The sequence below is a fragment of the Oleiphilus sp. HI0125 genome, from assembly GCF_001635355.1.
Genome location: NZ_LWGF01000758.1, coordinates 1 through 25,860 on the forward strand (window position 1 = coordinate 1; position 25,860 = coordinate 25,860).

Sequence of the window (25,860 nt, forward strand, 5' to 3'; positions counted from 1 at the left end):
CCGTTAGCGGTNANAACNTGCGCGAAATTAATTAATTAATCAGTAGAGGTTCAATATGACATTCAATGTAGCACTCAGTGGATTAAAAGTATCCGCAACAGACCTCGAGGTCACTGGTAATAATATTGCGAATGCAAGTACGGTTGGTTTCAAGCGTTCACGTGCTGAATTTGGTGATGCCTATTCAAATAGCTTTTTTGGCGGTGGGGTAACCGACGTTGGTGATGGTGTGCAGGTGCAGGCTATTCGTCAGATCCACAGCCAAGGTAATGTTGAGTTCACTGATAACGGCCTTGATATGGCGATTACCGGTAACGGTTACTTCATCGTCAATGATAACGATGAAGTGAAATATACGCGTGCAGGGCAATTTGGTGTGAACCGAGAAGGCTTCCTTGTTAATAATACTGGAATGCAAGTTCAAGGTTTTCAGGCTGATGACGAAGGCAATGTGTCTGGTGTGCTTGGTGATCTGGAAGTAGAAACGAATGACTTGGCGCCACGTCAAACAACCTCTGTTAATACTTTGTTGAACCTCGATTCTTCTGAATCAGTTTTGGCGGTTTCAGGTACAACTGTAGTTGCTGATGGTACGGAAGTTGGTATTGCGCAAGCTGGTGCCAACAACAACTACTCAGCTCAGACCGTTACAATCACCTATGATGACGGTAACCCTGCTACGCCGACTACAACAGAGAACGTAACCACTGTCGCTAACGAAAGTGCGCGAGCTGTCGCTGATCGTTTCAGTGCGGTTGATGGTGTAAATGCAACGGCAAGAACAACTGTGACGGTACCAGTGGCGAGCTGGGCTAACACTTCTGATTCAATGACGATTACTGTCAATGGCGTGACGTTTCAGCCATCTTCAGCTGCAACCCAAACCAATGCCGAGCAATTGGCGGACATTGGTCAGCAAATTAACTCGTCTGCATTAGTCGGTACTACTGCTGTTATCAATGGCGCAGGTGACCTAGAAATTATTCAAGATCAGGGTGAAGATTTGCGCTTCGGTGTTGCGGGTGCAGCAGGTGACGCATACAACATTGAAGGCTCTTCTCCTGGTGCACTTGCTTTAGCAGTTGGCGGTACTGTCGCGGCAACGGTTGGTGGTGTTGTCGACTTTACCTTGGATGACAACTTCTCCTTTAGTTCTGGTACCGGCACACTCGTTGGTTCAACCGTTGGTCAGCCATTTGTCAATAATGGCTTTGATCCAACAGATGCAGGTACTTATAACCATGCAACGTCAACAGAAATCTTCGATAGTCTTGGTAACTCGCATATCTTGAACTTGTATTTTGTGAAGCAGCCTCAGCCATCTAACGTGGCACAAGAGCAGAGCACTTGGCAGATGCATGTTCAAATTGATGGCTTCGATGTGGGTGACCCTTTAATTGGCGATCAGGCGTCTCGCGCAACATTCAACGTTGTCTTCAATGGCGATGGTTCGCTTAATCAGACTTTGACCGATGATGTGTTGATTTCTAACTGGGTGCCTCGTGATGAAAATGGTGATCCAAATGGCGCGGCATTACCGATCAATTTGGTAGACGGCGGAACCTTGCCGGTAGAATTCCCTCCAACCAGTTCAAACTTTGAAATCGATATCGCTACACTGACGCAATTCGGCAGCCCGTTTGCTGTGAATGACTTAGGGCAAAATGGGTATACAACCGGTCGACTGGTTGGTCTAGATGTAGACAGTTCAGGTGTTATTTTGTCGCGTTTCTCAAATGGTGAGACTCAGGTTCTTGGTCAAGTAGCTTTGGCAAACTTCCGAGACAAAGAGGGTTTGGCGCCGGTTGGTGACAGTGTTTGGGTAGAAACATTTGCTTCTGGTGATGCTGTTGTTGGTGCGCCGGGGACTGCATCATTAGGCTTATTAACTTCTTCTGCGACAGAGTCATCGAATGTTGATTTGTCGCAAGAGCTGGTGAACTTGATCGTTGCTCAGCGTAATTATCAGGCTAACTCAAAGACTATCGAGACCGCTGATACGATTCAGCAGACTATTCTGAATATCTAATTTTCTTTTTTGATATTCGCCGCCTTCTGGTTGAAGGCGATAAAAAAGGGAAGCACTTCTGTGTTTTCCTTTTTTGGGTTTAGTCCTTGGCAGATAAATTGCTTTATACCTCTTAATAGTAAATATCTGACGAAAAAAGGACACTCAAGTGGATAAAGCTTTATATATTGCGATGAGTGGCGCAAAGCAAAATATGTATGCGCAACGCGCACATTCCAACAATTTGGCGAATGTGAATACCACGGGGTTTAAAGAAGATTTCGCGCAGGCGCGCGCGATGTCTGTGTATGGTGAGCATTTTCCAAGTCGTGCATATTCAATGACAGAGCGTCCAGCGACGCGCTTTGAGCAAGGTCCGCTGCAGGAAACAGGCAATGCGCTAGATATCGCTTTAAAGGGTGAGGGCTGGATTGCTGTTCAGTCTCCTGATGGCGAGCAAGCCTTTACGCGCGCGGGTGATTTGCAGATTGATGTAAACGGTTTCTTGCGCACAGGTTCGGGTCTAGAAGTTCTGGGTGAGGGTGGGCCAATTGTTGTTCCTCCATCGGCTGGAGTTGAGATTGGAGTGGATGGAGCTATCTCCGTTATCCCGCTAGGTGGTGAGGCTGCAGTTGTACAGATTGATCGTATTCGCTTGGTGAATCCAGATCCTGCCAATATGGAAAAACGTGGTGACGGTTTAATGTACGTCAAAGATGGTATTGAGCCTCCTTTAGATGAAACCATTCGCGTTGAATCTGGTTTTCTTGAAGGTTCGAATGTGAATGCCGTATCTGCGTTAACCGAAATTCTTACGCTTTCGCGTCAATACGAGCTGCAAGTCAAATTAATGAGTCAAGCTGATCAAAATAGTGAAGCTTCGGCACGCTTGTTGCAATTTTCCTAAATAAGTCAATTTAACGTCGTGGGCGGCATGATTTTGCTGCCCGATTTCAGGTCAACCCCTCGCTTGGGTTGTTCTAGATAGGAGAGAGTCATGCATCCCGCTTTATATGTCAGTCAAACGGGCCTGAGTGCACAAGATACCAAGTTATCGACCATTTCGAATAACTTGGCCAATGTCGGCACCGTTGGTTACAAACGTGATGACGCAGTTTTTCAAGATCTTCTATATCAAATTAAGAGAGATCCAGGTGCGCTTAGCTCACAGGATTCTCAGCTCCCATCAGGCCTGCAGCTTGGTACGGGTGTTCGTGTTGTTGGAACGGTTAAAGAATTTAGTCAAGGCTCAATGCAGGTAACGGAGCGTCCTCTAGATATGGCGATCTCTGGTCGAGGCATGTTTCAGATTGCCTTACCTGACGGGTCTACCGCATACACGCGCGATGGTAGATTTCAGATTAATTCAGATGGGCAAGTTGTGACCGCTAACGGCCACGCCTTAGAGCCAGCCATAACTATTCCAGAAGGAATGAACGAAATTACGATTGGCGAAGATGGCGTGATTACAGGCACTGTTGCGGGTGATCCAGCTTTGCAGAACCTTGGGCAAATTGATCTTGCAGATTTTATTAACCCGCAAGGTTTAAAAGCCATTGGTAATAACTTGTTCCGCGAAACCGAAGCTAGTGGCAACCCAATTGTTGGCACGCCTGGCTTAGATGGAATTGGCGCGGTGAGCCAAGGCATGTTGGAAACCTCAAACGTAGATGTTGTGACTGAGTTGGTGAACATGATTACCACGCAGCGCGCCTACGAAATGAACTCAAAAGTCGTTTCGACTGCAGATCAAATGCTGCAGTTTATCTCGCAGAACGTGTAATGCTGTTGTTGAGTTTTTGTCTATGTTGAACGTAATCAAAGCTGCATTGAAACTTGCTAATACGCTTGCCATTTTGGCGAGCGTTGGTTGTGCTGCGATTACGCGAGAGCACCCTGTTCCGGATGATCCCAGATATGCGCCGATCCCTGCGCAAAGCTTGCGTATGGGTGAACCTGTGACCGGTAGTATTTTTCAATCTCATCGCCAGTTTAGTGTCTATGGCGATCAAGTTGCGATCAATGTCGGTGACATCTTGACCGTGAACCTGCAAGAGTCCACGCGAGCGAGTAAAAGCGCAGACACGACTTATGACAAAAGCGATGAAGTCGACTTTAACGAAGCGAGTATTCTCGGCAATACCATCAGCTTTAAGGGTATGAGCTTAGCAACCGATCCATCGTTTGAACGCGAATTTGAGGGCTCAGCTGAATCTGGGCAAAGCAATAGTCTTGCGGGTGCTATTTCAGTCACTGTTGCCGAGGTGTTTCCTAACGGATTACTTCGCGTGCAAGGTGAGAAATGGTTGAGTTTGAATCAAGGGGATGAGTACATCCGTTTAACTGGTCTGATTCGACCTCAAGATATCGGTATTGATAACACGGTTCCGTCTTCAAAAATTGCGAATGCCCGAATCGCATATGGTGGCACGGGTGAGTTTGATCAAGTGAATCGACAAGGTTGGTTGACGCGATTCTTTAACAGCGAATGGTGGCCTCTGTAGTAGGGAGCGTTAATGATGCTGAGACAATTATCTTTTCTAATAAATTTATTATGTATCGTGCTAGTAAGTGTGTGGTTACTATCGCCTGCGCACGCAGATAGATTGAAAGATATGGCAAGTATTGAAGGTGTCCGAAGCAACCAATTGATCGGTTATGGTCTCGTTGTTGGTTTAGATGGCACGGGTGATAAAACCCCATTTACGAGCCAAACATTCCGTAATTTGATGAATCAATTTGGTATCACGATTCCACCTGGTGTTGATCCAAAAGCGAAGAATATTGCAGCGGTTGCCGTGCATGCGGATTTGCCCGCGTTCGCCAAACCTGGCCAACGCATTGATGTCACGGTATCAAGCCTCGGTGATTCGAAGAGCCTACGTGGCGGGTCTTTGCTAATGACACCGCTTAAAGGTGCCGATGGTCGAATTTATGCCATGTCGCAGGGCAGTTTGGTCGTTGGTGGTTTTGGTGCAGATGGTAGCGATGGTTCATCGATTACGGTGAATGTTCCAAGTGTGGGGCGTATACCAAATGGTGCGACGGTAGAGCGCGGTATTGCGAGTCCGTTTAGCCAAGGCGATACGATCACATTTAATTTGCATCAGCCTGACTTTACAACGGCCATGAACGTCTCGCAGCAAATCAACGATATGCTTGGTCCGGACACAGCCTATGCGCAAGACGGCACATCAATTCGTGTGCGTGCTCCGAGGGACTCAGCGCAGCGCGTGTCGTATCTCGCAATGCTAGAAAATCTGAATGTTGAGCCAGGTGAGGCTGCCGCAAAAGTCATTATTAATTCGCGAACTGGAACCATCGTTGTTGGGCAAAATGTAAAAGTACTTCCTGCCGCTGTAACCCATGGCAGTTTGACGGTGACGATCAACGAGCAAGCTGAAGTCAGCCAACCTAATCCATTTTCGGACGGCCAAACAGTCGTTGTGCCGCGTTCAGATGTCAGTGCTGAACAAGAAAAAGGCCGCATGTTTGAGTTTGGTCCTGCGACCACGCTTAGTGAGATTGTACAAGCTGTTAACCGTGTAGGAGCAGCACCTGGCGATATCATGGCGGTGCTAGAAGCGCTCAAACAAGCTGGCGCACTGAAAGCGGATTTGGTGGTGATCTAATGATCCAAACGCCAGACGTCTCCAACTACAACGATTTATCTGCGCTGCAGGGGCTAAAGTCTGCCTCAACTAAAGATACACGAGAGGGTATCAAAGCAGTTGCCGAGCAGTTTGAGTCCTTGTTTATTTCAATGATGCTCAAATCAATGCGAGAGGCGAATAAGGGCTTGTCAGAAGGCAATATTCTTTCTAGTAATGAGAGCGAATTCTATCAAGAAATGTTCGACTCCCAGATTTCTGTGTCATTGGCGGGGAAAAACGGCGGCGGTATTGGCCTCGCTGAAGTTATCGAGCGCCAGATATTAGAAAGTAAGGGCTTAGTACCGAGCGACCTCAGTATCGCGAACAAGAAGATGTCCTTGAGCGATTATGAGCGTAAAGGCTTCCCTCGATTAGAGCCTGCGAAGCTCGTTGAAGCAATGCAACAAGTTGATCAATTGAGTGCTAAGCAAGCGAATGATGCGAGCAATGAAGAGAATGCTTCATTGTTAACGTCAGGAACTAGCGAGCTTAAAAAGACTGTATTTAATAGTCCAAATGATTTTATTGCATCGCTTGCTCCGATTGCTCAAAAAATCGAAGCCCAAACTGGCATCTCAGCCAAACTCATGTTGGCTCAGTCAGCGCTTGAAACTGGTTGGGGAAACAAACCAATATTGCGTGAAGACGGAGCTCCAAGTTTCAACCTATTTGGCATTAAGGCCAATAATGGTTGGCAAGGTGACAGCACCAATATTCTTACCACTGAGTTTCATCAGGGAGTCGCCTTAAAGCAGCGTGATAGCTTTAGAACCTATCAATCTTATGAAGAAAGCTTTGCTGATTATGCCAAGTTCTTAGAAGGCAATCCGCGTTATGAAGAAGCGCTTTCTATGAAAGAACAGCCGATCGCCTTTGCGCAAGCATTGCAGCAATCTGGTTATGCGACTGATCCAGAGTACGCGAACAAAATTGGAAATATTGTTCAGAATCGTTTGTCAGACATGGATGCCATCTTTCAATCAGTAAAGGGTGGTAACTAGACGTGGCTGATTTAATTAACATAGGTATTAGTGGCTTAAAAACGCATCAGGTTGGCCTGTCTGTCACAGGTAATAACGTTGCGAACATTAATACGCCTGGATATAGCCGCCAAGAAGCGATCTTTGTTGATAAACCAGGGGAGCTAACGGCTGCAGGTTATGTTGGGCAGGGCGCAAGTGTTGATGCGATTCGTCGTATTACATCGGACTTTGTTTTGGCGCAGCAGCGTTTTGATACCAGTATTTATAACGAACGTGAGGCGATTCTTGATCAAGCTTCTGTCATCGATAATCTTTTAGCGAGTGAGGCGACAGGTCTAACGCCATCACTGAGCCGTTTCTTTGAATCTTTGCAAGGCGCGGCTGAAGACCCAACGTCGGTACCTCAGCGTCAATTATTGCTCACGCAAGCGGAAGGCTTAGTATCGCGCTTTCAAACATTGGCGGCGCGTCTTGAAGGTGTTGTTGCAAACATCAATCAGAATCTTGAAGCGGATGTCTCATCGATCAATGCGCTGGCGCAGGGGCTGGCTGAAACGAATGCAGCTATCGCACTCGCTAGTAGTTCTACAGGTGAAGGTCAAAAGCCGAATCAATTGCTTGATGAACGCGACGAACTATTGCGTGAACTATCTGAATACGTTCAACTTTCTGTTGTTGAAAACCCGAACAACGGAACAGTAAATGTGTATCTCGGAAAAGGCGACCCGCTCGTATTAGGCAATTCTGCGTCTCAGCTACAGACCATTCGTAATCCTGCTGATGGACGCTTATTAGATCTCGCCATCGTCAAAGATGGGCTACAGCAAAACATCACCGATAATGTTACTGGTGGCTCCGTCGGTGGCTTATTAGCGTTTCGCGATGGAGAGCTGACCACATCCATTAATGCTATTGGTCGTATTGCCATGACATTAGCGGATTCGATGAACGATCAGCATGCGGTGGGCATGGATCTAGAGAACAACTTAGGCGGTTTGTTTTTTGCCGATATTAACGATCCAGCCGTTGCGGCGGAACGTGTTCTTGCAAACTCATTGAATACACCACCTTATGATCAATCGGTGTCGATTTTCATTCAAGATACATCACAGCTCACCACGGATAACTATGAGTTGAGATTTGAAGGGCCGACCGATGCCGACTTTATTGTGGTGAATCAATCCACAGACGAAACCGTTTATAAATCGACCCTGTCGAATGTTTTCCCTAATCGCGTTTCGATCGATGGTTTTCAGTTATCGTTTAATGGTGGCACGTTCAAAGAAGGGGATCGCTTTACGCTTTATCCCACGCAAGCTGGCGCTATCAATTTTGAGCAAGTGATTGATCGAGTCGATGAGATCGCTTTAGCATCGCCCATTCGTTCGCGCAGTAGCTTAGGTAATATTGGTAACGCTGAAATTACGCTAGGTGAAATGCTCGATGTTAATAACCCTCTGACCAATCAACGTTTGTCAGAATTTGCAGTGCCAGGTGAGCTGAGCCCTCCTTTGTTGATTCGCTTCGTCACAGATAATTATTACGAAGTGCTTGATAACAGCAATCCGGCTAGTCCTGAGCCTTTGTCGCCACCGATCAATAACCAGTTTTATGCGCAAGGCTTAAGCAACATGTTGTTTACGTCCGACCCAGGTGAAACCTTAGTGTCGGCAACAGGGCCAGATACCTTGACGCTACCAGCAGCTGGCGCGGGACCTTTTGTAAACGGTTATGGCGCGCAAACCTTACAAGTTCAGTCTCGAGACACCAATACCGGAATCGTGACATCGCAAACAGTGAATATTGCGGCTAACAGCTCCGCCAGACAAATCGTACAAGATCTCACTGCCGTCGAGGGCATTAAAGCAAATGCCTACACGCAAGTGCGACTCACTAATTTTGTAGATGATGGTGACCCGAACCCTTTAGGTTTAATCATTAATGGTGAGACGATTACCGTTACGCCTCCTGCTACCTATACGCCAGTAGAAATAGCGCGTGCCATTAACGATAACCCTAACCTTGACGTTATTGCTGTCAGTGATGGAACCCAAATAGACCTGCGTTCTGTGACGGGCGAAGACATTGTTATTGAGGTGACGGGTCTTGGTGATAGTGTCGATGTAAGTCGTATTGATCCGTATGCTGCTGGTTCGCCAGTTGTCGCCACGCAAACCGTCAACTCTGCACAAGGTATAGCGGTGGCTGGTGCTGTTGATGTGTCGATGGCGCAAGGTATTTCATTTACGAGCAATACGGCGACAGTGTTTGATTTAGCGCCGCCAGCATTATCAGCTTATCGTGGTTTTACGTTTGAAATTCAAGGCGAAAGTGTAAAAGGGGATGAGTTCACCATTGAATACAATACCGATGGTGTATCTGATAACAGAAATGCCTTAGCGATGGCGGGGCTCGAGTTTGAAGGCTTAGTTGAGGGTTCGGTCTCGTATGGTGAGTCCTATGCGCAAGTGGTCGAGAAAGTCGGCACTGTAACCAATAGAGCGCGTCTTGAGAGTGAGTCTGCCAAGGCTTTGCTAGATCAAACATCCGGTCTAAGAGACTCAATCGCAGCGGTGAACTTAGATGAAGAAGCAGGCAAATTAGTGCAGTTTCAGGCTGCATATAACGCCTCTGCACAGGTGGTCTCGGTGGCACGAGATTTATTCGATACCCTGCTAGGCGCATTTAGATAGAGATAGGAACGAGCACATATGAGAATCTCTACAGTACAGATCTATGACAGAGCGATGTCGTCTATTCAAGATGTCACCGCGCAACAACAGAAAACGCAGCAGCAGCTCGCGTCGGGCAAGCGCGTACTGACGCCAGCCGATGATCCTGTTGCTTCCACGCGTATTCTAGAGCTGAAACAGGAGCTGTCGGTTAATCAGCAGTTTCAACGAAATGTTGAATTGGCTGAAGGGCGTTTATCACTGCAAGATGATCGCTTAGGTGGCATCAACGAAGTGATTGAGCGTTTGAGAACGCTTGCGGTTTCAGCGGGTAATGGTGCGCTTACAAAAGACGATCTAGGTTCGATCGCCGCAGAAGTAGAGTCACGTCTAGACCAGTTAGCAGGGCTACTCAATGCACGCGATGCAAGTGGCGAGTATGTATTCAGCGGATTTCAAGGCGGAACACAGCCCTTTCAACAAGACGATTCTGGTTCGTATCGCTACCATGGTGATGAAGGGGTTCGTTACGTTCAAATCGACGCTTCAGTCACCATTCAATCAACTATCAATGGGCAGGCTATTTTCGAAGATATGCCCACCTATACGAACTCATTCTTTACGCGAGCCAGCGAGGGAAACCAAGCAGAGCCGCCGGCAACAATTACGGTCGGTCAAGTGGTCGATCAAGCTGACTATGATGCGTTTTATCCTGAAGATTTGGTGATTGAATTTACATCGCCAAACACGTTTGATCTCCGTGAGAAATCGACAGGGTTAACACTTCAGTCGAATGTCGCGTATGCACCAAATGGCACGATCAACGCTCAGGGTACTCAGTTCGAAATTCGGGGAGCGCCAGCCACGGGCGACACTTTTACAGTTGAATCTACCGAGAAGCAAGGTTTGCTTACAACGGTAGAGAAGTTCGTCTACGGCTTACGTAACTTCGCGCCGACGACAGATGGGCGCGAAGCGTTTGAATCCTTACTAGAAGGGACGATTGCCAACTTTGATTTTGCGGCAACATCGGTGCTTGAGGCGCGAGGCCAATTGGGAGCGCGTCTCAATACGCTCGACACAGGGCTAGAGCAGTTAAAAGATGCGGAGATTCTTACCCAAGAAGTACTAGGTAACTTGGAATCCATTGATTACGCAGAAACAGTAAGTTTGCTGTCATTACAGCAATTTAGCTTGGATGCCGCGTATTCATCTTTTAATCGTATTACCTCGCTGTCTTTGTTTGATCGGATCAGATAAGGTACACGTACTGAAGGTGCATTGGAACTAAAAACATAATCAGGAAGACAGTGAATGAGTGCGATTTACGATATTGAAGTCACCACAATCAAAGGTGAAACCAAGTCTCTATCAGACTACAAGGGCAAGACATTACTCGTAGTAAATACAGCCAGTAAGTGTGGTTTTACACCGCAGTTCAAAGGTTTGGAATCGTTGTACGAAACCTACAAAGAACAGGGCCTAGAAATCTTGGGCTTTCCTTGCAATCAGTTCTTAAGCCAAGACCCAGGTAGCGACAGTCAAATTAGCGAGTTTTGCGAGCTAAATTATGGTGTCACATTCCCGATGTTCAGTAAGGTCGACGTGAATGGCCCTGACACACACCCTTTATTCTCGTTGTTAAAAACAAATGCTAAAGGGATGCTCGGTTCTGAGAAAATTAAATGGAACTTCACCAAGTTTTTGGTCAATGCTGAGGGAGAGATCTTGAAGCGCTACGCACCTAAGACTGAGCCGAAAGCCATCGAGCAAGATATTAAAGATTTGCTGGCCTAGTGCCTCAGGTATTCAAGTAGTGCCATATAAAGAGCGCGCTTAATTAGCGAGCTCTTTCGTTAATCATCGTAGTAACTATTCTTTTTCTTCCAGTCTTCTTCTGGGCTCAAAAAATCGTCCCATTCACTGCTTTGTTCAAGCTCACCTTGTGCTTTTGCATTGATCTCTTCAGTACGTTGATCTGCTTTCTTATTCAGCTCTGCCATTTTTTGTTTGTATGCCTGAATATTTTGCATCGCAGAAGGGTGCGTTGATACGTCACTTAACACCTCAATGGCACTATGGTAGTTGTGGATAGCAACACGCGGTTTACCTGCAAGCTCGGCTTGCTTTGCTTTCTCTGCAAATAAATCTGCCTTGGATTGTCGCGCTAGAAAACCTACATGAGCCATCTGTTGCTGGGCTAAATCGGGTGAAAGCTGCGATTTTTTACGCCAAAAATGCAGCAACTTATATAAGTTTTGCAGCATGATGCGTACCTCGCGGGCTTTCTCAGTTGAGTCAACCTTAACGGGTGGAAGATTTTGCGGGTTTTCTTGGAGTTCCTTTATAGCTCGCTCGTCTTCTTGAATGTAACCGGCGTGTTTAGACGAGGGTTTGAATTTAGTGAGTTCTTTGATGGTTTCGATGGATTGCTCGTGCAGAATTTTTCTCAAAGTAGGATTGAGGTACTGCGGTGGCATGTTAGATAGGATGTTTTGAATGTTGGTGTGTCGGTCTTGTAGTTTGATGATCAGACGTAATCGCTCAATACGCGCCTTCTCTCTTGCCTGAACGAATACGATCAATGCAATACCTGCGCAAATAAGGCTTCCAATGGCGATTGTAATCGTCACTGCCGACATAAACTAATCTCTAAGCTTGTTGTGATAAATTGTTGTTTTATTTGAGTGTAGCTCAAAATTTGATCGCTGCTGCAAAAAGCCTGACTGCTCAGGCGTCTAGCATGACAACGACTATTAACATGGTGAATAGCTTTGCACGTTGTCAGTGGTTGGGATTTGAACGATTTTCATGTACTATTTGCGCCCCTTTTTTAGACGTTTCTCGACTTTTTACCAAGGTATTGAGAGCGGTTTTCTAAGTAATTAAAGCGTTGAGGCGAATACAAACATGACAGAACGCGTTCAAGCTGCGGGCCTTCAGGTCGCAAAAGAGCTATACGATTTCGTAAACGAAAAAGCAATTCCAGGCACAGGTGTTGATCAAGAAGCATTTTGGTCAAGCTTCAGTGCTATCGCGAACGAACTAGCACCACGTAACCGTGAGTTGCTTGCAAAGCGTGATGATATCCAAGCTAAGATTGACGCTTTCCACACCGAGAGTAAAGGTCAAGACTTCGATTTCGCAGAATACAAAGCATTCCTACAAGAGATTGGTTACCTTGTAGAAGAAGGTGCTGACTTCGATGCAACTACTCAAAACGTAGAGCCAGAAATTGCTGAAATGGCTGGTCCTCAGTTGGTTGTACCTGTAATGAATGCACGTTTCGCATTGAACGCTTCTAACGCTCGTTGGGGTTCACTATACGATGCGCTTTACGGCTCTACTGTTATCTCTGAAGAAGGTGGTGCAGAGAAAGCAAAAGGCGGTTACAACAAAGTGCGTGGCGACAAAGTTATCGCATACGCACGTGGTGTTCTTGATACAGCGGCACCATTGGCTGCTGGGTCACACGTTGGTAGCACTAAGTACGCAATTGAAGGCGGCAAGCTTGTTGTGTCTTTGGCTGACGGTTCAACAACTGGCCTAGCACAAGAAGAGAAGTTCGTTGGTTACACAGGTGATGTTGCTGCGCCGACTTCTATCCTTCTTAAGAACAACGGTCTTCACATTGAAATCTTGATCGATGCAGACAGCCCAATTGGTTCAACTGACGCTGCTGGCGTTAAAGACCTAACTATGGAAGCTGCACTAACTACCATCATGGACTGCGAAGACTCAGTAGCAGCTGTTGATGCAGAAGACAAAGTTACTACATACGGAAACTGGTTAGGCCTTATGAAAGGTGACCTTGCTGAAGAAGTTTCCAAAGGCGGCAAAACCTTCACGCGTGTTATGAACAAAGACCGTGAATTCACGGGCACTGATGGCAATACGTTCTCATTGAAAGGTCGCTCAATGCTATTCGTTCGTAACGTTGGTCACTTGATGACTAACCCAGCGATTCTTCTTGAAGACGGCAACGAAATTCCAGAAGGCATCATGGACGGCGTGATCACAACCTTGATCGCTATTCACGATTTGAAAGGCAACAGCCCATTCCAGAATTCAACAACTGGTTCTGTAAACATCGTTAAGCCTAAGATGCACGGTCCAGAAGAAGTTGCATTCGCAAACGAATTGTTTGGCCGTGTTGAAGATGCACTTGGTCTACCACGCTTCACAATGAAGATGGGTATCATGGACGAAGAGCGTCGTACCACTGTTAACTTGAAAGAGTGTATCCGCTCTGCGAAAGATCGTGTTGTATTCATCAACACTGGCTTCCTAGATCGTACTGGTGACGAGATCCATACTTCAATGCTTGCTGGTGCATTCGTACCAAAAACAACTATGAAGCAACAAACATGGATTGGTGCATACGAAGACTGGAACGTAGATACAGGGCTTGAAACATCACTACAAGGTCGTGCGCAAATCGGTAAAGGCATGTGGCCTATCCCTGATGAGCTTGGCATGATGATGGAACAAAAAGTAGGTCACCCTAAAGCGGGTGCAAACACTGCTTGGGTTCCTTCACCAACAGCTGCAGCACTTCACGCAATTCACTACCATCAAGTAGATGTATTTGCAGTACAAAACGAGCTTAAGTCTCGTGAGCACGCAAACGTAGATGACATTCTTACTATCCCGCTTATGACGGCAGAGCAAAGAGCTGCGCTTACTGAAGGTGAAATCCAGAAAGAACTCGACAACAACTGTCAGGGTATTTTGGGTTACGTTGTACGTTGGGTTGATCAAGGTGTTGGTTGTTCTAAAGTTCCAGATATCAACAACGTTGGTTTGATGGAAGACCGTGCAACATTGCGTATTTCTGCGCAGCACGTTGCGAACTGGTTAGAGCACGGCGTATGTTCAAAAGAGCAAGTTGAAGAAAGCTTGAAGCGCATGGCTGCAACCGTTGATGAGCAAAACGCTGGCGATGCCGCGTACATCAACATGGCACCAAGCTTCGATACGATTGCTTTCCAAGCAGCATCTGATTTGATCTTCAAAGGTAAAAAGCAACCAAGTGGTTACACAGAGCCACTTCTTCACGCTTACCGCTTGAAGTTTAAAGCTGCTAACTAATCTATTAGTGTCATACCGGACTTGATCCGGTACTCACATCGTAGATGAGTTTCGAAAACCGCATTTGGCGAACGCTTAATGCGGTTTTTTTGCGTTTGAGCGATAGCAGGAAGCATAGGTGTGGAGTCACTCTAAGTGACTACATGTCGTCATTCACGTGTAGGCGGTACAAAAGCGCTTCAGCGCGTTAAACGACCAACGGTCGGCCCGAAGAGTAAGCGAGCCGAATCATCGATTGTTTTGATCATATTTGTACTATCGGTATCGTTACCACTGAGAGTTAAGTCTGTCTTGTTACGGCTTCCCTCTGATATTGTTTTATAAAACAGTTAACCTAACTTTTTCTTCTGAGTTTATACGGATCTGTGTAAACCCAAGTATTCTTTTTGCGAAAAGAGAATCTTAGTTTCTAATGATAGGGTGCTATTTAAGTGATTGAATCAATTAAACAAAAATGGAATTTTGATCATCGTGAAGACGCGTTGCCGTCTGCGGTTTATAGGGAATTCCATATAATAAGTTGTTAAGTGTCACTATGACTGAGAGAGAATTCAATCGACTGCTGTATGAAAATGACATAGATCGCAGCATCCATAGCTTGGGAAAGCCTCCAAGTGACTAGCTCGACAGCTTTTCTGCGGCTTCGTCGCTCCAAAACTACCCCTGTTTGAGGCATTATGTGATGGTAATTTATAAACGAGGAATTTATGAACAATATTAGAACACTTCTTTTTGCACTTTTGTTGATTTCGCCATTTGCAAATTCTGCTGCAAAATTCACTGATGCAAAGATCGATTTTGTTTTTGCTGGATATTCTGATGGGAGCATTGCCTTCATACCTATCGGTGGAACCGTTAACCCCGCAAGATGCGATCAGACTGAGTCTTACGCGATGCTTCCTTCTTCTGACACCAGAGGGGCGCTTAGTATTCTGCTAGCTGCTAAAAAGGCAAATAAAAAAGTATACTTTTCTGTTCGAGATGATGTTTGTCATGCTTTTCCACAAACTGACAATCCTGGTTCATTTCCTGTGATTCAACGTATAGGAATTCGTGACTAATCACATAAAAAAACATCCAAGCGACTCCACAACGTCGCCCTTTTTTTGCAAAAAGAACTGCAGAAATTGGCCTCATTGTTCCGAGGCGGAATGCGGCGTTATGTATCAAAATGGAGAGCGAAGATGAAGAAAGGAACATCGATCTTCTTCTGTCGAAAAATGGGGGCAGGAAATTCCACTAAAGCTCGCGAAATTGCGCATAAAAGTAATGCAGTATTGCTTTCAGAAGATGAATGGCTCGCGTCACTTTGCCCAAATAAGATTTCGTCACTGAATGACTATATCGAATATTCAAATCTACTTAAGTCGCAGCTTAAAAAGCTTGTTCAAACTATTTTGTCTACAGGAATTAATGTAGTAATGAACTTTCCAGCAAATACTCTGTCACAAAGAGCCAGGTTTCGGAGTATTTTCGCCGTGATTGATGCTCCACATAATTTGATATACGTAGACCTGTCAAATGCGGAGTGCTTAAAGTAGATTGAAAAACCGCGCAAAGAACAGCTAGAAAGATCGGCAACAGATACATCGGAAATTTTTGAACAGGTTACAAAGTACTTTATGGCTTCTACCCCCGAGGAATGTTTCGATACAATCGCAGTGGCGAAAAATGGATAACAAAGCACTGCTATGGAAAATTTACTCGCTGGTGCTCCTAAATTTGCCGCAAATGCAGGCGTTAAGAGTATTTCGCATGGGTCGAATCGTCGCTCTTACAATTTACACGTTTTGTTCTGCTGCTAATGCGGAGATGCTGTGTTCAGCGGATAAGGAGCATGACTTAGTTATTGGTGAAAATCGGTACACCATGAAAGAGGCACTCAGTGCACTGGAAAGCCTTCAAAAGGAAATTCCGGACCTCATTTCCAAAGCTCATGATTCCCAGATTAATGCGGTTGAAGAAGCACTGGAGATTGAAAGTAAAATCGATATTGTACGACTTAGAATGTCTTCAGTATTACTGCAAGAACAGTTCTACCTTGGTTATCCGAATAAACTCGCAATAGTAGAAGGCGCGCTTTTAAAGCAGAATGTATTAGCTTTGAAGGCTAGTGGTAGTAAAGACGAATATGAGTCTGCACTTGAGCAGTTCTGTGATTATGTCCGGAGAGCGTCATATATTGATTAACAATCCCCTTAACCAGTCAAAGCTGCGGACCGCGGCCTCAGTTTGAGGCGTTAGACTCTAAAGCTGGGAAATATGAATAATGAGTATTTTTGATGTCATGTTAGCTTTATCTACATTACTATGCTCGCTGGTTGCGGGGCTCCTATTCGCTTACGCAATCGTCATAATGCCCGGAATAAAAAACTTAGAAGACAAACAGTTTATTAAGGCTTTTCAAGTCACAGATCGAGTGATTCAAGATAATCATCCCGTATTTTTATTCGTTTGGGTCGGATCAGCTATTTCACTTATTGTTTGTGCTTTTACTGGTTTTTCAAAACTTCAAGGCTTGGACTTTTTCTTGCTTTTATCAGTTACGGCCGCTTACTTAGCTGGCGTACAGATATCAACAATTGCCATTCACTTGCCACTTAACAACAAGCTACAAGCGTGCGATGTTGAAACTATGAGCGTTGAGGAGTTACACAAGGCCCGCATCGGGTTTGAGCCTCGTTGGAATCAATCAAACCAAATCCGAACTATTATTGCTTGCGTTGTAACTTTTCTATTAATAGTTCTGGCTTTGAGGCAATAGTCACATGACGAATAAAGGCCTTATAAATTGCTCAAGCTTTTGCTTAGCTGCGCATTAGCTCACTATGAGATTAATCTTCACTCTAATAATCATGAGCGTAGTAACGAGTGCTCATGCTTTTAAGCCATCTTATTGTGACGATGCTCTGAGTCATTTTGCTATCAAATTGCAAGCAGGCGATAAGCTTGGTAACCCATCCTCGGCTTTGCCAAATGACGACTACAAATATGGTCATTTGCCAAATATTTGCATCTTATTCGGTATGAAAGAGGCGAGAGCTACAAACTGGTTGGCGCACAAGAGCAAAAATGCTTCTCGTGTCATATTGGAAGAGCGCATTATTGAAACGCTGCAATCCAATTATTATGGTCCCTTTGATTTAGTGGATATCAGACAATAAAAGAATCGATTTTTATAGAATGGTTCTAATTCCCCTCAAGAAAAGTAGTCTTAAAGGAAAATAAATGGCTTATCTGTATTTGCTCATCGCAATTGTTTCGGAAGTAATTGGTACGAGTGCTTTGAAAGCATCGGAAGGGTTTACCAAGCTTGGGCCGAGCGTTCTTGTGGTGCTTGGATTTTCTGTGGCGTTTTATTGCTTGTCGTTAGTGCTGAGATCTATTCCGATGGGGGTGGCTTACGCAATCTGGTCGGGTTTAGGGATTTTTTTGATCTCTATCGTTGGCTTTATTATTTTTGATCAAAAGCTCGATGTTGCGGCGATAGTGGGTATTGTTCTCATCATTAGCGGCGTTGTTGTAATGAATGTATTTTCGAATACTGTGGGGCATTGAGAAATAAAACATAAAACGGGGATCATCTAGATTCTCAAGATAGCGTGCATATATTGATTAAAATTCGGCGCGTTATTGGTAAACATGAAATTGGAATTATGGAGTGCACAGAGACTGTGAGTACTGAACAAGATAAATATATAAGCGGGATTACGGTAAGGCGTGAAGTAATGGGTGACGCTTTTGTCGATAAAGCTTTAGATGCCGCGACTGATTTTACGCAACCATTGCAAGATTTGGTGACAAGAAATGCATGGGGCGAAACCTGGGTGCGAAAGGGTATCGATAGAAAAACGCGCAGCTTGGTGACTATCGCTACCTTGGCCGCATTGAAGGCTTCAACAGAATTAAAAGGACATGTGCGCGGCGCGTTGCGCAACGGCTGTACGATCGAGGAAATCCAAGAAGTATTGCTTCACTCTACGGTGTACTGTGGCATGCCGTCTGGTGTTGAGGCATTCCGATCAGCGAAAGAAGCGATCGAGGCGTGGCAAGCGGAGTCGGAGAACAGTTAACTCTGCGGTCTGATGATTTGATCTCATAAAAGCAAGCGGAGCCAATTTGCGGATCGCTTGCTCTTAACTATTTACTTAAGCAGTATTACCACCACCATTGGCGTGTAACGAAAGGCTTGTTTGGATCTTTGCGATTGCGAATATCCATGATGCGCCAGTTTTTGCTGATGAGTTGTGCGATCTGATAAATCGTTTCACGTGCTAATAAGTTCCTTGTTGAACCATTCCAGCTCTTTTGGTTCGTGAACTTGATTGCAGCGGTTGCATCAGGTGAGCGAGCTTTAAGCTTTTCTGCCATTGCCAAGGCTTCGGCCATTGGATCTTCTACGACGCGGGTAACTAGACCGTATTCGAGTGCTTTGTCGGCTTTTACTGGGTCGCCAGTCATAATCAATTCGTTCGCGATGTCTTGAGAGATCGTGCTGCGAATCGTTTGCAGGCCAGCCATGTCTGGAACCATGCCCCATTTCGCTTCCATGATGGCAAGCTCTGTGTCTGGGCGTGCGTATCGCATATCGGCGCCGAGAGCCAAAGTCATTGCCATGCCATAACTAATACCGTGCATGACGCAGATCACTGGTACAGGAAGACGATGCCAGCCAATGCAAAACTGCTGAGCCATGTTGGTGCCCCAAGGATTTAGCTTCCAGCCGATCTTTGCGAACTGAATTGGCTTACCCATGATGCTCTTAATGTCGATGCCAGAACTAAAGTGCTCTCCCTTGCCTGAGATAATAACAACGCGAATGTTGCGATCTTTTTTAATGACCTTTTGCACATTGACGATGTCGCACATCAAGTCAAAGTTAAACGCATTGAATTTTTCGGATCTGTTCAAAATAACGTGCGCGATGCCGTCTTCGACCTTGTAAATAATATGGTTGAACTTCATGGCGTTTTACTGTGTGTTTATTGTTTTATGGATGAAGAAGAGTAAAGCATGAGAGTGTTGGCCCTCATGCTTTGAGGTTGACCTTATAGCGCTGCAGCTAGTTCTGCACCTTGTTTGATCGCGCGCTTAGCATCGAGTTCGCCAGCGAATTCTGCACCACCAATCAAGTGGTAGTTCGCGTTAGCTGAATCCTCAGTGTATAGCTCTTTGCGTGATTCTTGGCCTGCGCAAATGACCACATTATCGACATCTAGAAGGCGTTGCTCGCCATCGACTGTGATGTGTAGGCCCGCGTCGTCGATCTTGTCGTAGCTGACGCCGCCAATCATCTCAACGTCTTTCATTTTCAACACAGCACGGTGAACCCAACCAGATGTTTTGTTCAAGCCTGCGCCCAACTGACTCTTTTTACGTTGAAGCAGGTAAACGTCGCGCTCAGGTGCGTGTGGTTTCTTCCCAACGAGTTGACCTGGGTTGTCGCTGTTCACGTCGATACCCCATTCTTCGCTCCATTCTGCGATGCTTTGTGGGCGTGGTGTGCTATCTGCTTTGGCACCTGGGTGCACAAGAAATTCTGCAACATCAAAACCGATACCACCGGCGCCAATAACCGCTACTTTTTTACCTACTTCTGTGCCGGTTAAAACATCAAGGTAAGACAATACTTTCTTGTGTTCGATACCCTCAATCGGTGGCTTGCGAGGGTTGATGCCGGTGGCAACAATCACTTCATCAAAACCGCCTTTCTCGAGCATCTCAGCATCAACCTTGGTGTTGAGCTGTAGATTTACCCCTGATACTTCTACACGACGACCGTAGTATTTGATCATCTCGTAAAATTCTTCTTTACCTGGAATTTGCTTCGCGTAGTTAAACTGACCGCCAATCTCGCTTGCCATATCAAATAGCGTTACGTCATGGCCGCGCTCCGCAGCAACGGTAGAGGCTGATAAGCCTGCAGGGCCAGCTCCAATCACGGCAACTTTCTTTTTGTTAGTCACTGGAATGTAGACCAATTCTGTTTCGTGACATGCTTGTGGGTTTACTAAGCAAGATGCACGTTTCATTTCGAATGTATGGTCAAGACAAGCTTGGTTACAGGCAATACAAATGTTGATTTCGTCTGCACGATTTTCAGCCGCTTTGTTCACAAAGTGCGGATCGGCCAAGAATGGGCGTGCCATTGATACAAGATCTGCATCACCTGAAGAGATGATGTCTTCTGCAACATCTGGTGTATTGATACGGTTTGATGCGCACACTGGAATCGATAGCTCTTTTTTAACACGAGCTGTCGCTTCACGGAAGGCAGCACGCGGTACAGAAGTAACGATGGTTGGAACACGTGCTTCGTGCCAGCCAATACCTGTGTTCATAATGGTAACGCCAGCGGCTTCTAGGGCTTTTGCTGTTTCGACGATTTCGTTGGCGGTCATACCACCTTCGACCAGTTCCATCATTGATAGACGGAAGATCACGATAAATTCTTCGCCTACCGATTTGCGTACTTCTTTTACGATCTCAACTGGGAAGCGCATGCGGTTTTCGATACTGCCGCCCCATTTGTCTTTGCGCTTGTTGACGTGAGGCGCCATAAACTGATTGATCAAATAGCCTTCGCTACCCATGATTTCAACGCCGTTGTAGTTCGCAAGTTTTGCGAGTTTTGCTGTTTTAGCGAAATCCTTGATGGTCGAGCGGATTTGTCGATCTGACATTTCGCGCGGCTTGAATGGGTTAATAGGCGCTTTTTTGGCCGACGCCGAGTGAGAGAATGGGTGGTAGCTATAACGTCCAGCGTGAAGGATTTGTAGGGCAATTTTGCCGCCTTCTTTGTGCACGGCGCTCGTGACTTTACGATGGTTAGGAATATCTAGATAGCTATTGAATAGTCCGGAAGTAGGGTAGAACCAACCACGTTTGTTTGGGTTGTAGCCGCCAGTGATCACGAGTGCTGCGCCACCTTTTGCACGTTCCGCGAAGTAGGCTGCGAGCTTGTCCATTTGCCAGAATCGGTCTTCTAGGCCGGTATGCATTGATCCCATAATGACGCGATTTTTAAGCGTGGTGAAACCTAGGTCTAATGGTTCCAGCATGTGTGGGTATGGTTGGTTGCTCATAAAGCCTGACCTCTCAGAATATAAATAGCGTAAAACTTAACTTGACGTCGTCAAGATAACATCTATTTTGACAGTGTCAAGATTGATTTGTTATCTTCGCCAACATGAAAAAAAGCACCCGCAGTAATAAAAACGAAAACACCTACCATCATCAGGATTTGCGTAACACCTTGTTGGAAAATGCCGAAGCCTTGATGAGCGAGCGAGGTATTGCGGGTTTGACCTTGCGTGAGTTGGCGGAGCGATCGAATGTGTCGCGCCAAGCGCCATATCACCATTTTTCGTCTAAACATGCATTGCTGTGCGCGGTGGCTGAACGGTCTTTTGATGATTTAAATGCTTTGCTTGATCAGTCGGGTTTGAGTGATGATCCCGCATCGATTCAACAAAGGCTTAAAGACTACGTGATTGCCTATGTGCGTTATGCAGCAGAGAACCCTGAGAAGTATGAATTGATGTTTGGTGCGGTGACATGGCGGAACGAACCTTCACCAGAGTTGACGGAAAAAGGTCATGCAACCTTTCGACGCTATACAAAAATTATTAGTCAGTTAAAAGAGCAGGGTGGGATGCCGTCTTCGTTTGATGCAACGCGTATGTCGCAAACGACATGGGCGACCTTACATGGCTTGTGTCGTTTAAAAACAGATGGCGTGTTTGTGAGCCTTGAGGCGGTGGAAGAAATGTCTTTGTATGCGGCAGAGATGATTTTGTCGGTACTTAAAGGTCCGACAAAATCAGAATAGTGATTTTAGATCGCTAAACGTCTCAGTTCTGAAGACGGTGCAGAATGCAGCCATAAGTTTTCAAATTGATAGCTGAGGCGTTGTAATGTCATTGGGCTTTCAACGAAGGCTTGGCCCTTGTATCCATGCTCGCGACGACGTTCAACGGCATGCAGGTCATCACAGAGATATAGCCACTCTTTTGGTGCGATGCGCTTGTCATGTATTTTTCTGATACTCACAAAGCTTGAAAGTCGTTGTGCTAAATCGAGAATTGCGCTGTGCCCTGAGCTCGGGTGGCGATCATTCTCGAGGAGTAAGCGCACTTCGACGTGTCGGCTGTGTAGCACTAGTTCTTGGATGTGCGAGATAACTTCACGATCATTCAAGATAGGGTCGTCAAGGCTCTCACACAGCATGAATACTTTTTGTTGCGCGTTGCAAATCACCATGCGGCAAAGATCACGATAACTTCCCATTGAGTCGAAGCGGATGCTACGCATATCGTTTTCTTTTTGCTTTTCGCTGGTTTTCTTGATTGGTTTTGGGTTGTCGCCAATCAATTTAAAGCGAGGGCCAAGAGAGTCTAAGTTTGGGTGAACAAGCTCCGTGAGGCTTGTTTTATCATGCATGCCTGGAATCGTAATGTTCTCTTCCATGAATCCGGCATCTAGAAATAACTGAAGTTGCTGCTCGGAAACGGCGGTATTCACTTCGTTTACGCCTGCTTTATGAAGCTGTTTCAAACTATGGTTTAAAACTACTTCTCCGAGGCGTGTCTTGATATGTTCTTGGGCAACACTTAGAAAGTCGAGTCTAGCAAATTGAGCTGCAGGACGTGCGCCGCTTGCGGCGATTACATGGCCATTGAATAAGGCAATGCACAATCGCGAGCCAGATAAGATGCGAGAACCCTTTAGTTGCTCGACTTCTTTTCTTACTTCTACGGGAAGCTCATTTTCACGTAAATAGTTAATGTTGACCGAAGCCATAGACGGCACCGTTATTCCTAGTCGTTATCGTTAGTCACTTTCTAATTGCAAACTGCCTTTGTTTAGCAGAATAGCAATGACTTCTTGAGTTTCTAGCATATTGCAATAAGTTAATAAACTCTGTGCGTCAAATTCATCTTCTACACATAAGTGTTGAACAAATGTGAAATGCGCATTGTTCAGCTTAAACGACTCGCCATCAACGGAGAGATATACGTCCTTGTCGAGCGTGGTGTAGAAGAAACGAGAGCCTTCGTTTTTATATACGACATCTGATTGAGATAGCGCGTCTAATGCGTCTTGTGCACCACATATGTCGTCGTCTGGAATAAGTATTTGGTTGTTTTTTGGTTCTGATAAGAAGCTGCCAAGCCATTGATTGAACATTTCTTTATCAGAAATACTGTCGAGCAATAATTGCTGCAGTGCAGCTTTGTCGTTATCTGAAATCAAGGCGCTTTTAGATTGATGTGCTCGATTAGGATCCGAAAAAAACGGGTTAACCTTTGCTTTTTCGCATAAATAATCGGTAAAGCTACTTAGAGCTTCTAGCGCCTTCGGTGCTCTGAATCCGACAGATAAGGTAATGCAGTCGTTTTCTGCAATGCCGTAATGCGCAAGCTTGGGTGGAACATAAAGAATGTCACCAGGCTTCAATACCCAGTCATCGCTTGTTTCAAATTCTTCTAAGATGCTTAAATTTGTATCTGATCTTGTTGGTGTTGTTGCGTCACACCATTGGCCTAAACGCCAATGGCGTTCACCATAGGCTTGCACCAAAAATACATCATAGAAATCAAAGTGTGGGCCGACGCTGCCGCCTTTGGGTGCGTATGAAGCCATGATGTCGTCAACGCGCCAATCGGGAATAAAGTTAAACAACTTTTTGAGTGCGTTGGCCTCAGGAAGCCAGGCATCTAGCTGTTGGATGAGAAGAGTCCAGTTGAGACCTTCTAACTCAGAAAATCGCTCTTCACTAAAAGGGCCTGTTTCGAGTTTCCAGTGCTGAGTGCCTTCTTGCTCGATAATGATTCGAGACTCAATGTCTTCCTCTAAGCTGAGGCCGGCCATTTCATCAGGCGTAATAGGAGATTCAAATTCAGGGAGGGCTTGGCGAATGAGTAGAGGTTTTTTTTGCCAGTATTCGCGCAGAAAGTGCTCGACGGAAATACCGCCAAGCACGTCTAATGGTTCGTTAGGCGTCAATGGCTTTTGCCTGATCGACAGCGTTACCGATGTAACTGCCCGGAGTAAGATCTAAAAGAATCTGTTTTGCTTCTTCAGGGATCTCTAGTTTGTTCACGAACTCTGTAATCGTCTCTTTGTTGATAGACTGACCACGCGTTAGCTCTTTCAATTTCTCGTAGGCTTGTTCGATGCTGTAACGGCGCATCACGGTTTGGATCGGTTCGGCCATCACTTCCCACGCATTGTCGAGATCTTGCGCGAGTTTGTTTGGATTGATCTCAAGCTTGTTAAGGCCTTTAAGTGTTGATTGGTAAGCAATCAAACCATGCGCTAAGCCTACACCTAGATTACGCAATACCGTTGAGTCGGTTAGGTCGCGTTGCCAGCGAGAGATCGGAAGTTTTTGAGCTAGGTGCGTTAATACCGCGTTCGCTAGGCCAAGGTTACCCTCTGAGTTTTCGAAATCGATAGGATTTACTTTATGCGGCATTGTTGAAGAGCCTACTTCGCCCGCTACCGTTTTTTGCTTGAAGTAACCAAGTGAGATGTAGCTCCAGATGTCACGATCTAAATCAATCAAGATTGTGTTGAAGCGCGCAACAGCATCGAACAATTCAGCGATGTAGTCGTGCGGTTCAATTTGCGTGGTGTAAGGGTTGAACGTAATGCCGAGTGATTCAACAAAGCTTTTTGCGTGAGCTGGCCAATCAGTGTTCGGGTAGGCAGAGTAGTGCGCGTTGTAGTTACCAACGGCACCGTTAATCTTGCCAAGGAATTTTACTTCTTTGATTTGAGTTAGCTGACGATTAAGTCGTTCAACAACATTGGCTAATTCCTTACCCATTGTAGTCGGCGATGCGGTTTGGCCATGCGTGCGAGATAGCATCGGCTGTTCTGCAAGATCTTGCGCTAGCTCGCTGAGCTTAGTCACAACAGCTTGCATCTCTGGCAGCACACTGCTTTCTAGACCTTGTTTAAGCATCAATGCATGCGACAAATTGTTGATGTCTTCAGAGGTACATGCGAAATGCACAAATTCTAGGCTCTTCGCTAAATTTGGTAGCGAATCAGCAACAGCTTCGAATTTTTCTTTAATAAGGTATTCAACTGCTTTCACATCGTGGTTTGTGGTGCGTTCAATCGCTTTCACGCGCAAGGCGTCGTCTTCGCTGAATTCATCAACGATAGCGTTTAAGAAATTGTTTTCTTCATCTGAGAAAGCAGGTAATTCAATGATGTCGGGGTGCTGAGCAAGCGCTTGTAGCCAGCGGATTTCAACGGTAACACGTGCGTAAATAAGGCCGTATTCGCTGAATGCTGCGCGTAAGCTGGAAGTTTTGCTTCCGTAGCGGCCATCGATGGGTGAGATTGCGGTTAGTGCGCTTAGTTCCATAAGACTACTCTACTTGTCGTACCTGCTTTAGAAAGGCCGCGAGTTTACTACAAACAATTAGGTGACGAAA

The 25,860-nt window shown here is 45.6% G+C and carries 24 protein-coding genes; 18 read left to right on the top strand and 6 right to left on the bottom strand.

Going from position 1 to position 25,860, the window contains the following annotated elements; genetic code table 11:
* Window positions 1-55: 55 nt before the first annotated feature.
* The 9 genes from A3762_RS11620 to A3762_RS11660 all read left to right on the top strand — a co-directional run bounded on the left by A3762_RS11620 (window position 56) and on the right by A3762_RS11660 (window position 11,113).
* Window positions 56-2,029, top strand: a complete 1,974-nt coding sequence (locus A3762_RS11620) for a flagellar hook protein FlgE (RefSeq protein ID WP_068476537.1) — start codon at window positions 56-58, stop codon at window positions 2,027-2,029.
* A gap of 148 nt (window positions 2,030-2,177) precedes the next feature.
* Window positions 2,178-2,915, top strand: a complete 738-nt coding sequence (flgF, locus tag A3762_RS11625) for a flagellar basal-body rod protein FlgF (protein WP_068755656.1) — start codon at window positions 2,178-2,180, stop codon at window positions 2,913-2,915.
* 90 nt (window positions 2,916-3,005) lie between these two features.
* A complete protein-coding gene (gene flgG / locus A3762_RS11630; RefSeq protein ID WP_068755658.1) occupies window positions 3,006-3,791 on the top strand; it encodes a flagellar basal-body rod protein FlgG in 786 nt (261 codons plus the stop codon).
* Window positions 3,792-3,813: 22 nt separating this feature from the next.
* A complete protein-coding gene (gene flgH, locus A3762_RS11635; protein ID WP_068755659.1) occupies window positions 3,814-4,512 on the top strand; it encodes a flagellar basal body L-ring protein FlgH in 699 nt (232 codons plus the stop codon).
* Between the two features lie 15 nt (window positions 4,513-4,527).
* The gene (locus A3762_RS11640; protein WP_068476649.1) at window positions 4,528-5,640 is read left to right on the top strand and encodes a flagellar basal body P-ring protein FlgI; all 1,113 of its coding nucleotides are present in this window, start codon (window positions 4,528-4,530) and stop codon (window positions 5,638-5,640) included.
* A complete protein-coding gene (flgJ, locus tag A3762_RS11645; protein WP_068755661.1) occupies window positions 5,640-6,662 on the top strand; it encodes a flagellar assembly peptidoglycan hydrolase FlgJ in 1,023 nt (340 codons plus the stop codon). Before A3762_RS11640 ends, flgJ begins: the two co-directional genes overlap by 1 nt.
* A gap of 2 nt (window positions 6,663-6,664) precedes the next feature.
* Entirely contained in the window at window positions 6,665-9,337 is a 2,673-nt protein-coding gene (gene flgK, locus A3762_RS11650) for a flagellar hook-associated protein FlgK (RefSeq protein WP_068755662.1), read from the top strand.
* Between the two features lie 18 nt (window positions 9,338-9,355).
* Complete coding sequence (flgL, locus tag A3762_RS11655) at window positions 9,356-10,576, top strand: flagellar hook-associated protein FlgL (protein WP_068755664.1); 1,221 nt, start codon at window positions 9,356-9,358, stop codon at window positions 10,574-10,576.
* A 54-nt stretch (window positions 10,577-10,630) separates the two neighbouring features.
* Complete coding sequence (locus tag A3762_RS11660; RefSeq protein ID WP_068475668.1) at window positions 10,631-11,113, top strand: glutathione peroxidase; 483 nt, start codon at window positions 10,631-10,633, stop codon at window positions 11,111-11,113.
* A gap of 59 nt (window positions 11,114-11,172) precedes the next feature.
* On the opposite strand, the gene A3762_RS11665 is transcribed toward A3762_RS11660, so the two are convergent.
* The gene (locus tag A3762_RS11665) at window positions 11,173-11,958 is read right to left on the bottom strand and encodes a hypothetical protein (RefSeq protein ID WP_068755666.1); all 786 of its coding nucleotides are present in this window, start codon (window positions 11,956-11,958) and stop codon (window positions 11,173-11,175) included.
* Window positions 11,959-12,226: 268 nt separating this feature from the next.
* Between A3762_RS11665 and A3762_RS11670 the strand changes: the two genes are divergently transcribed.
* The 8 genes from A3762_RS11670 (at window position 12,227) to A3762_RS11705 (ending at window position 18,480) form a co-directional block, all read left to right on the top strand.
* Entirely contained in the window at window positions 12,227-14,407 is a 2,181-nt protein-coding gene (locus tag A3762_RS11670; RefSeq protein ID WP_068755668.1) for a malate synthase G, read from the top strand.
* A gap of 707 nt (window positions 14,408-15,114) precedes the next feature.
* Entirely contained in the window at window positions 15,115-15,468 is a 354-nt protein-coding gene (locus A3762_RS11675) for a hypothetical protein (RefSeq protein ID WP_068755670.1), read from the top strand.
* Window positions 15,469-15,591: 123 nt separating this feature from the next.
* Complete coding sequence (locus A3762_RS11680) at window positions 15,592-15,948, top strand: ATP-binding protein (protein WP_231878795.1); 357 nt, start codon at window positions 15,592-15,594, stop codon at window positions 15,946-15,948.
* A gap of 130 nt (window positions 15,949-16,078) precedes the next feature.
* On the top strand, window positions 16,079-16,597 hold the full coding sequence (locus A3762_RS11685) for a hypothetical protein (RefSeq protein ID WP_068755672.1): 519 nt from the start codon (window positions 16,079-16,081) through the stop codon (window positions 16,595-16,597).
* Window positions 16,598-16,676: 79 nt separating this feature from the next.
* A complete protein-coding gene (locus A3762_RS11690; RefSeq protein ID WP_082869096.1) occupies window positions 16,677-17,171 on the top strand; it encodes a DUF1772 domain-containing protein in 495 nt (164 codons plus the stop codon).
* 91 nt (window positions 17,172-17,262) lie between these two features.
* Window positions 17,263-17,571, top strand: coding sequence for a hypothetical protein (locus tag A3762_RS11695; protein ID WP_068755675.1), 309 nt, complete (start codon window positions 17,263-17,265; stop codon window positions 17,569-17,571).
* A 64-nt stretch (window positions 17,572-17,635) separates the two neighbouring features.
* Window positions 17,636-17,965, top strand: a complete 330-nt coding sequence (locus A3762_RS11700; protein WP_068755677.1) for a multidrug efflux SMR transporter — start codon at window positions 17,636-17,638, stop codon at window positions 17,963-17,965.
* Window positions 17,966-18,018: 53 nt separating this feature from the next.
* Complete coding sequence (locus A3762_RS11705) at window positions 18,019-18,480, top strand: carboxymuconolactone decarboxylase family protein (RefSeq protein WP_231878796.1); 462 nt, start codon at window positions 18,019-18,021, stop codon at window positions 18,478-18,480.
* An 85-nt stretch (window positions 18,481-18,565) separates the two neighbouring features.
* Here the strand turns inward: A3762_RS11705 and A3762_RS11710 are convergent, their stop codons facing one another.
* Together A3762_RS11710 and A3762_RS11715 are read right to left on the bottom strand one after the other, a co-directional pair.
* The gene (locus A3762_RS11710) at window positions 18,566-19,372 is read right to left on the bottom strand and encodes a crotonase/enoyl-CoA hydratase family protein (RefSeq protein ID WP_068755679.1); all 807 of its coding nucleotides are present in this window, start codon (window positions 19,370-19,372) and stop codon (window positions 18,566-18,568) included.
* Between the two features lie 83 nt (window positions 19,373-19,455).
* The gene (locus A3762_RS11715; protein ID WP_068755681.1) at window positions 19,456-21,492 is read right to left on the bottom strand and encodes an NADPH-dependent 2,4-dienoyl-CoA reductase; all 2,037 of its coding nucleotides are present in this window, start codon (window positions 21,490-21,492) and stop codon (window positions 19,456-19,458) included.
* Window positions 21,493-21,596: 104 nt separating this feature from the next.
* Here A3762_RS11715 and A3762_RS11720 point away from each other — a divergent pair, with 104 nt between their 5' ends.
* Window positions 21,597-22,238, top strand: coding sequence for a TetR/AcrR family transcriptional regulator (locus A3762_RS11720; protein WP_068476508.1), 642 nt, complete (start codon window positions 21,597-21,599; stop codon window positions 22,236-22,238).
* A gap of 5 nt (window positions 22,239-22,243) precedes the next feature.
* On the opposite strand, the gene A3762_RS11725 is transcribed toward A3762_RS11720, so the two are convergent.
* The 3 genes from A3762_RS11725 to purB are packed head-to-tail and all read right to left on the bottom strand — an operon-like array spanning window position 22,244 to window position 25,790.
* Window positions 22,244-23,209, bottom strand: coding sequence for a hypothetical protein (locus A3762_RS11725; RefSeq protein ID WP_068755683.1), 966 nt, complete (start codon window positions 23,207-23,209; stop codon window positions 22,244-22,246).
* A gap of 30 nt (window positions 23,210-23,239) precedes the next feature.
* The gene (locus tag A3762_RS11730; protein ID WP_068755685.1) at window positions 23,240-24,415 is read right to left on the bottom strand and encodes a cupin domain-containing protein; all 1,176 of its coding nucleotides are present in this window, start codon (window positions 24,413-24,415) and stop codon (window positions 23,240-23,242) included.
* Window positions 24,405-25,790: an adenylosuccinate lyase gene (purB, locus tag A3762_RS11735; RefSeq protein ID WP_068755686.1), complete on the bottom strand. Its 1,386-nt coding sequence runs from the start codon at window positions 25,788-25,790 to the stop codon at window positions 24,405-24,407. Before purB ends, A3762_RS11730 begins: the two co-directional genes overlap by 11 nt.
* Window positions 25,791-25,860: the final 70 nt, after the last annotated feature.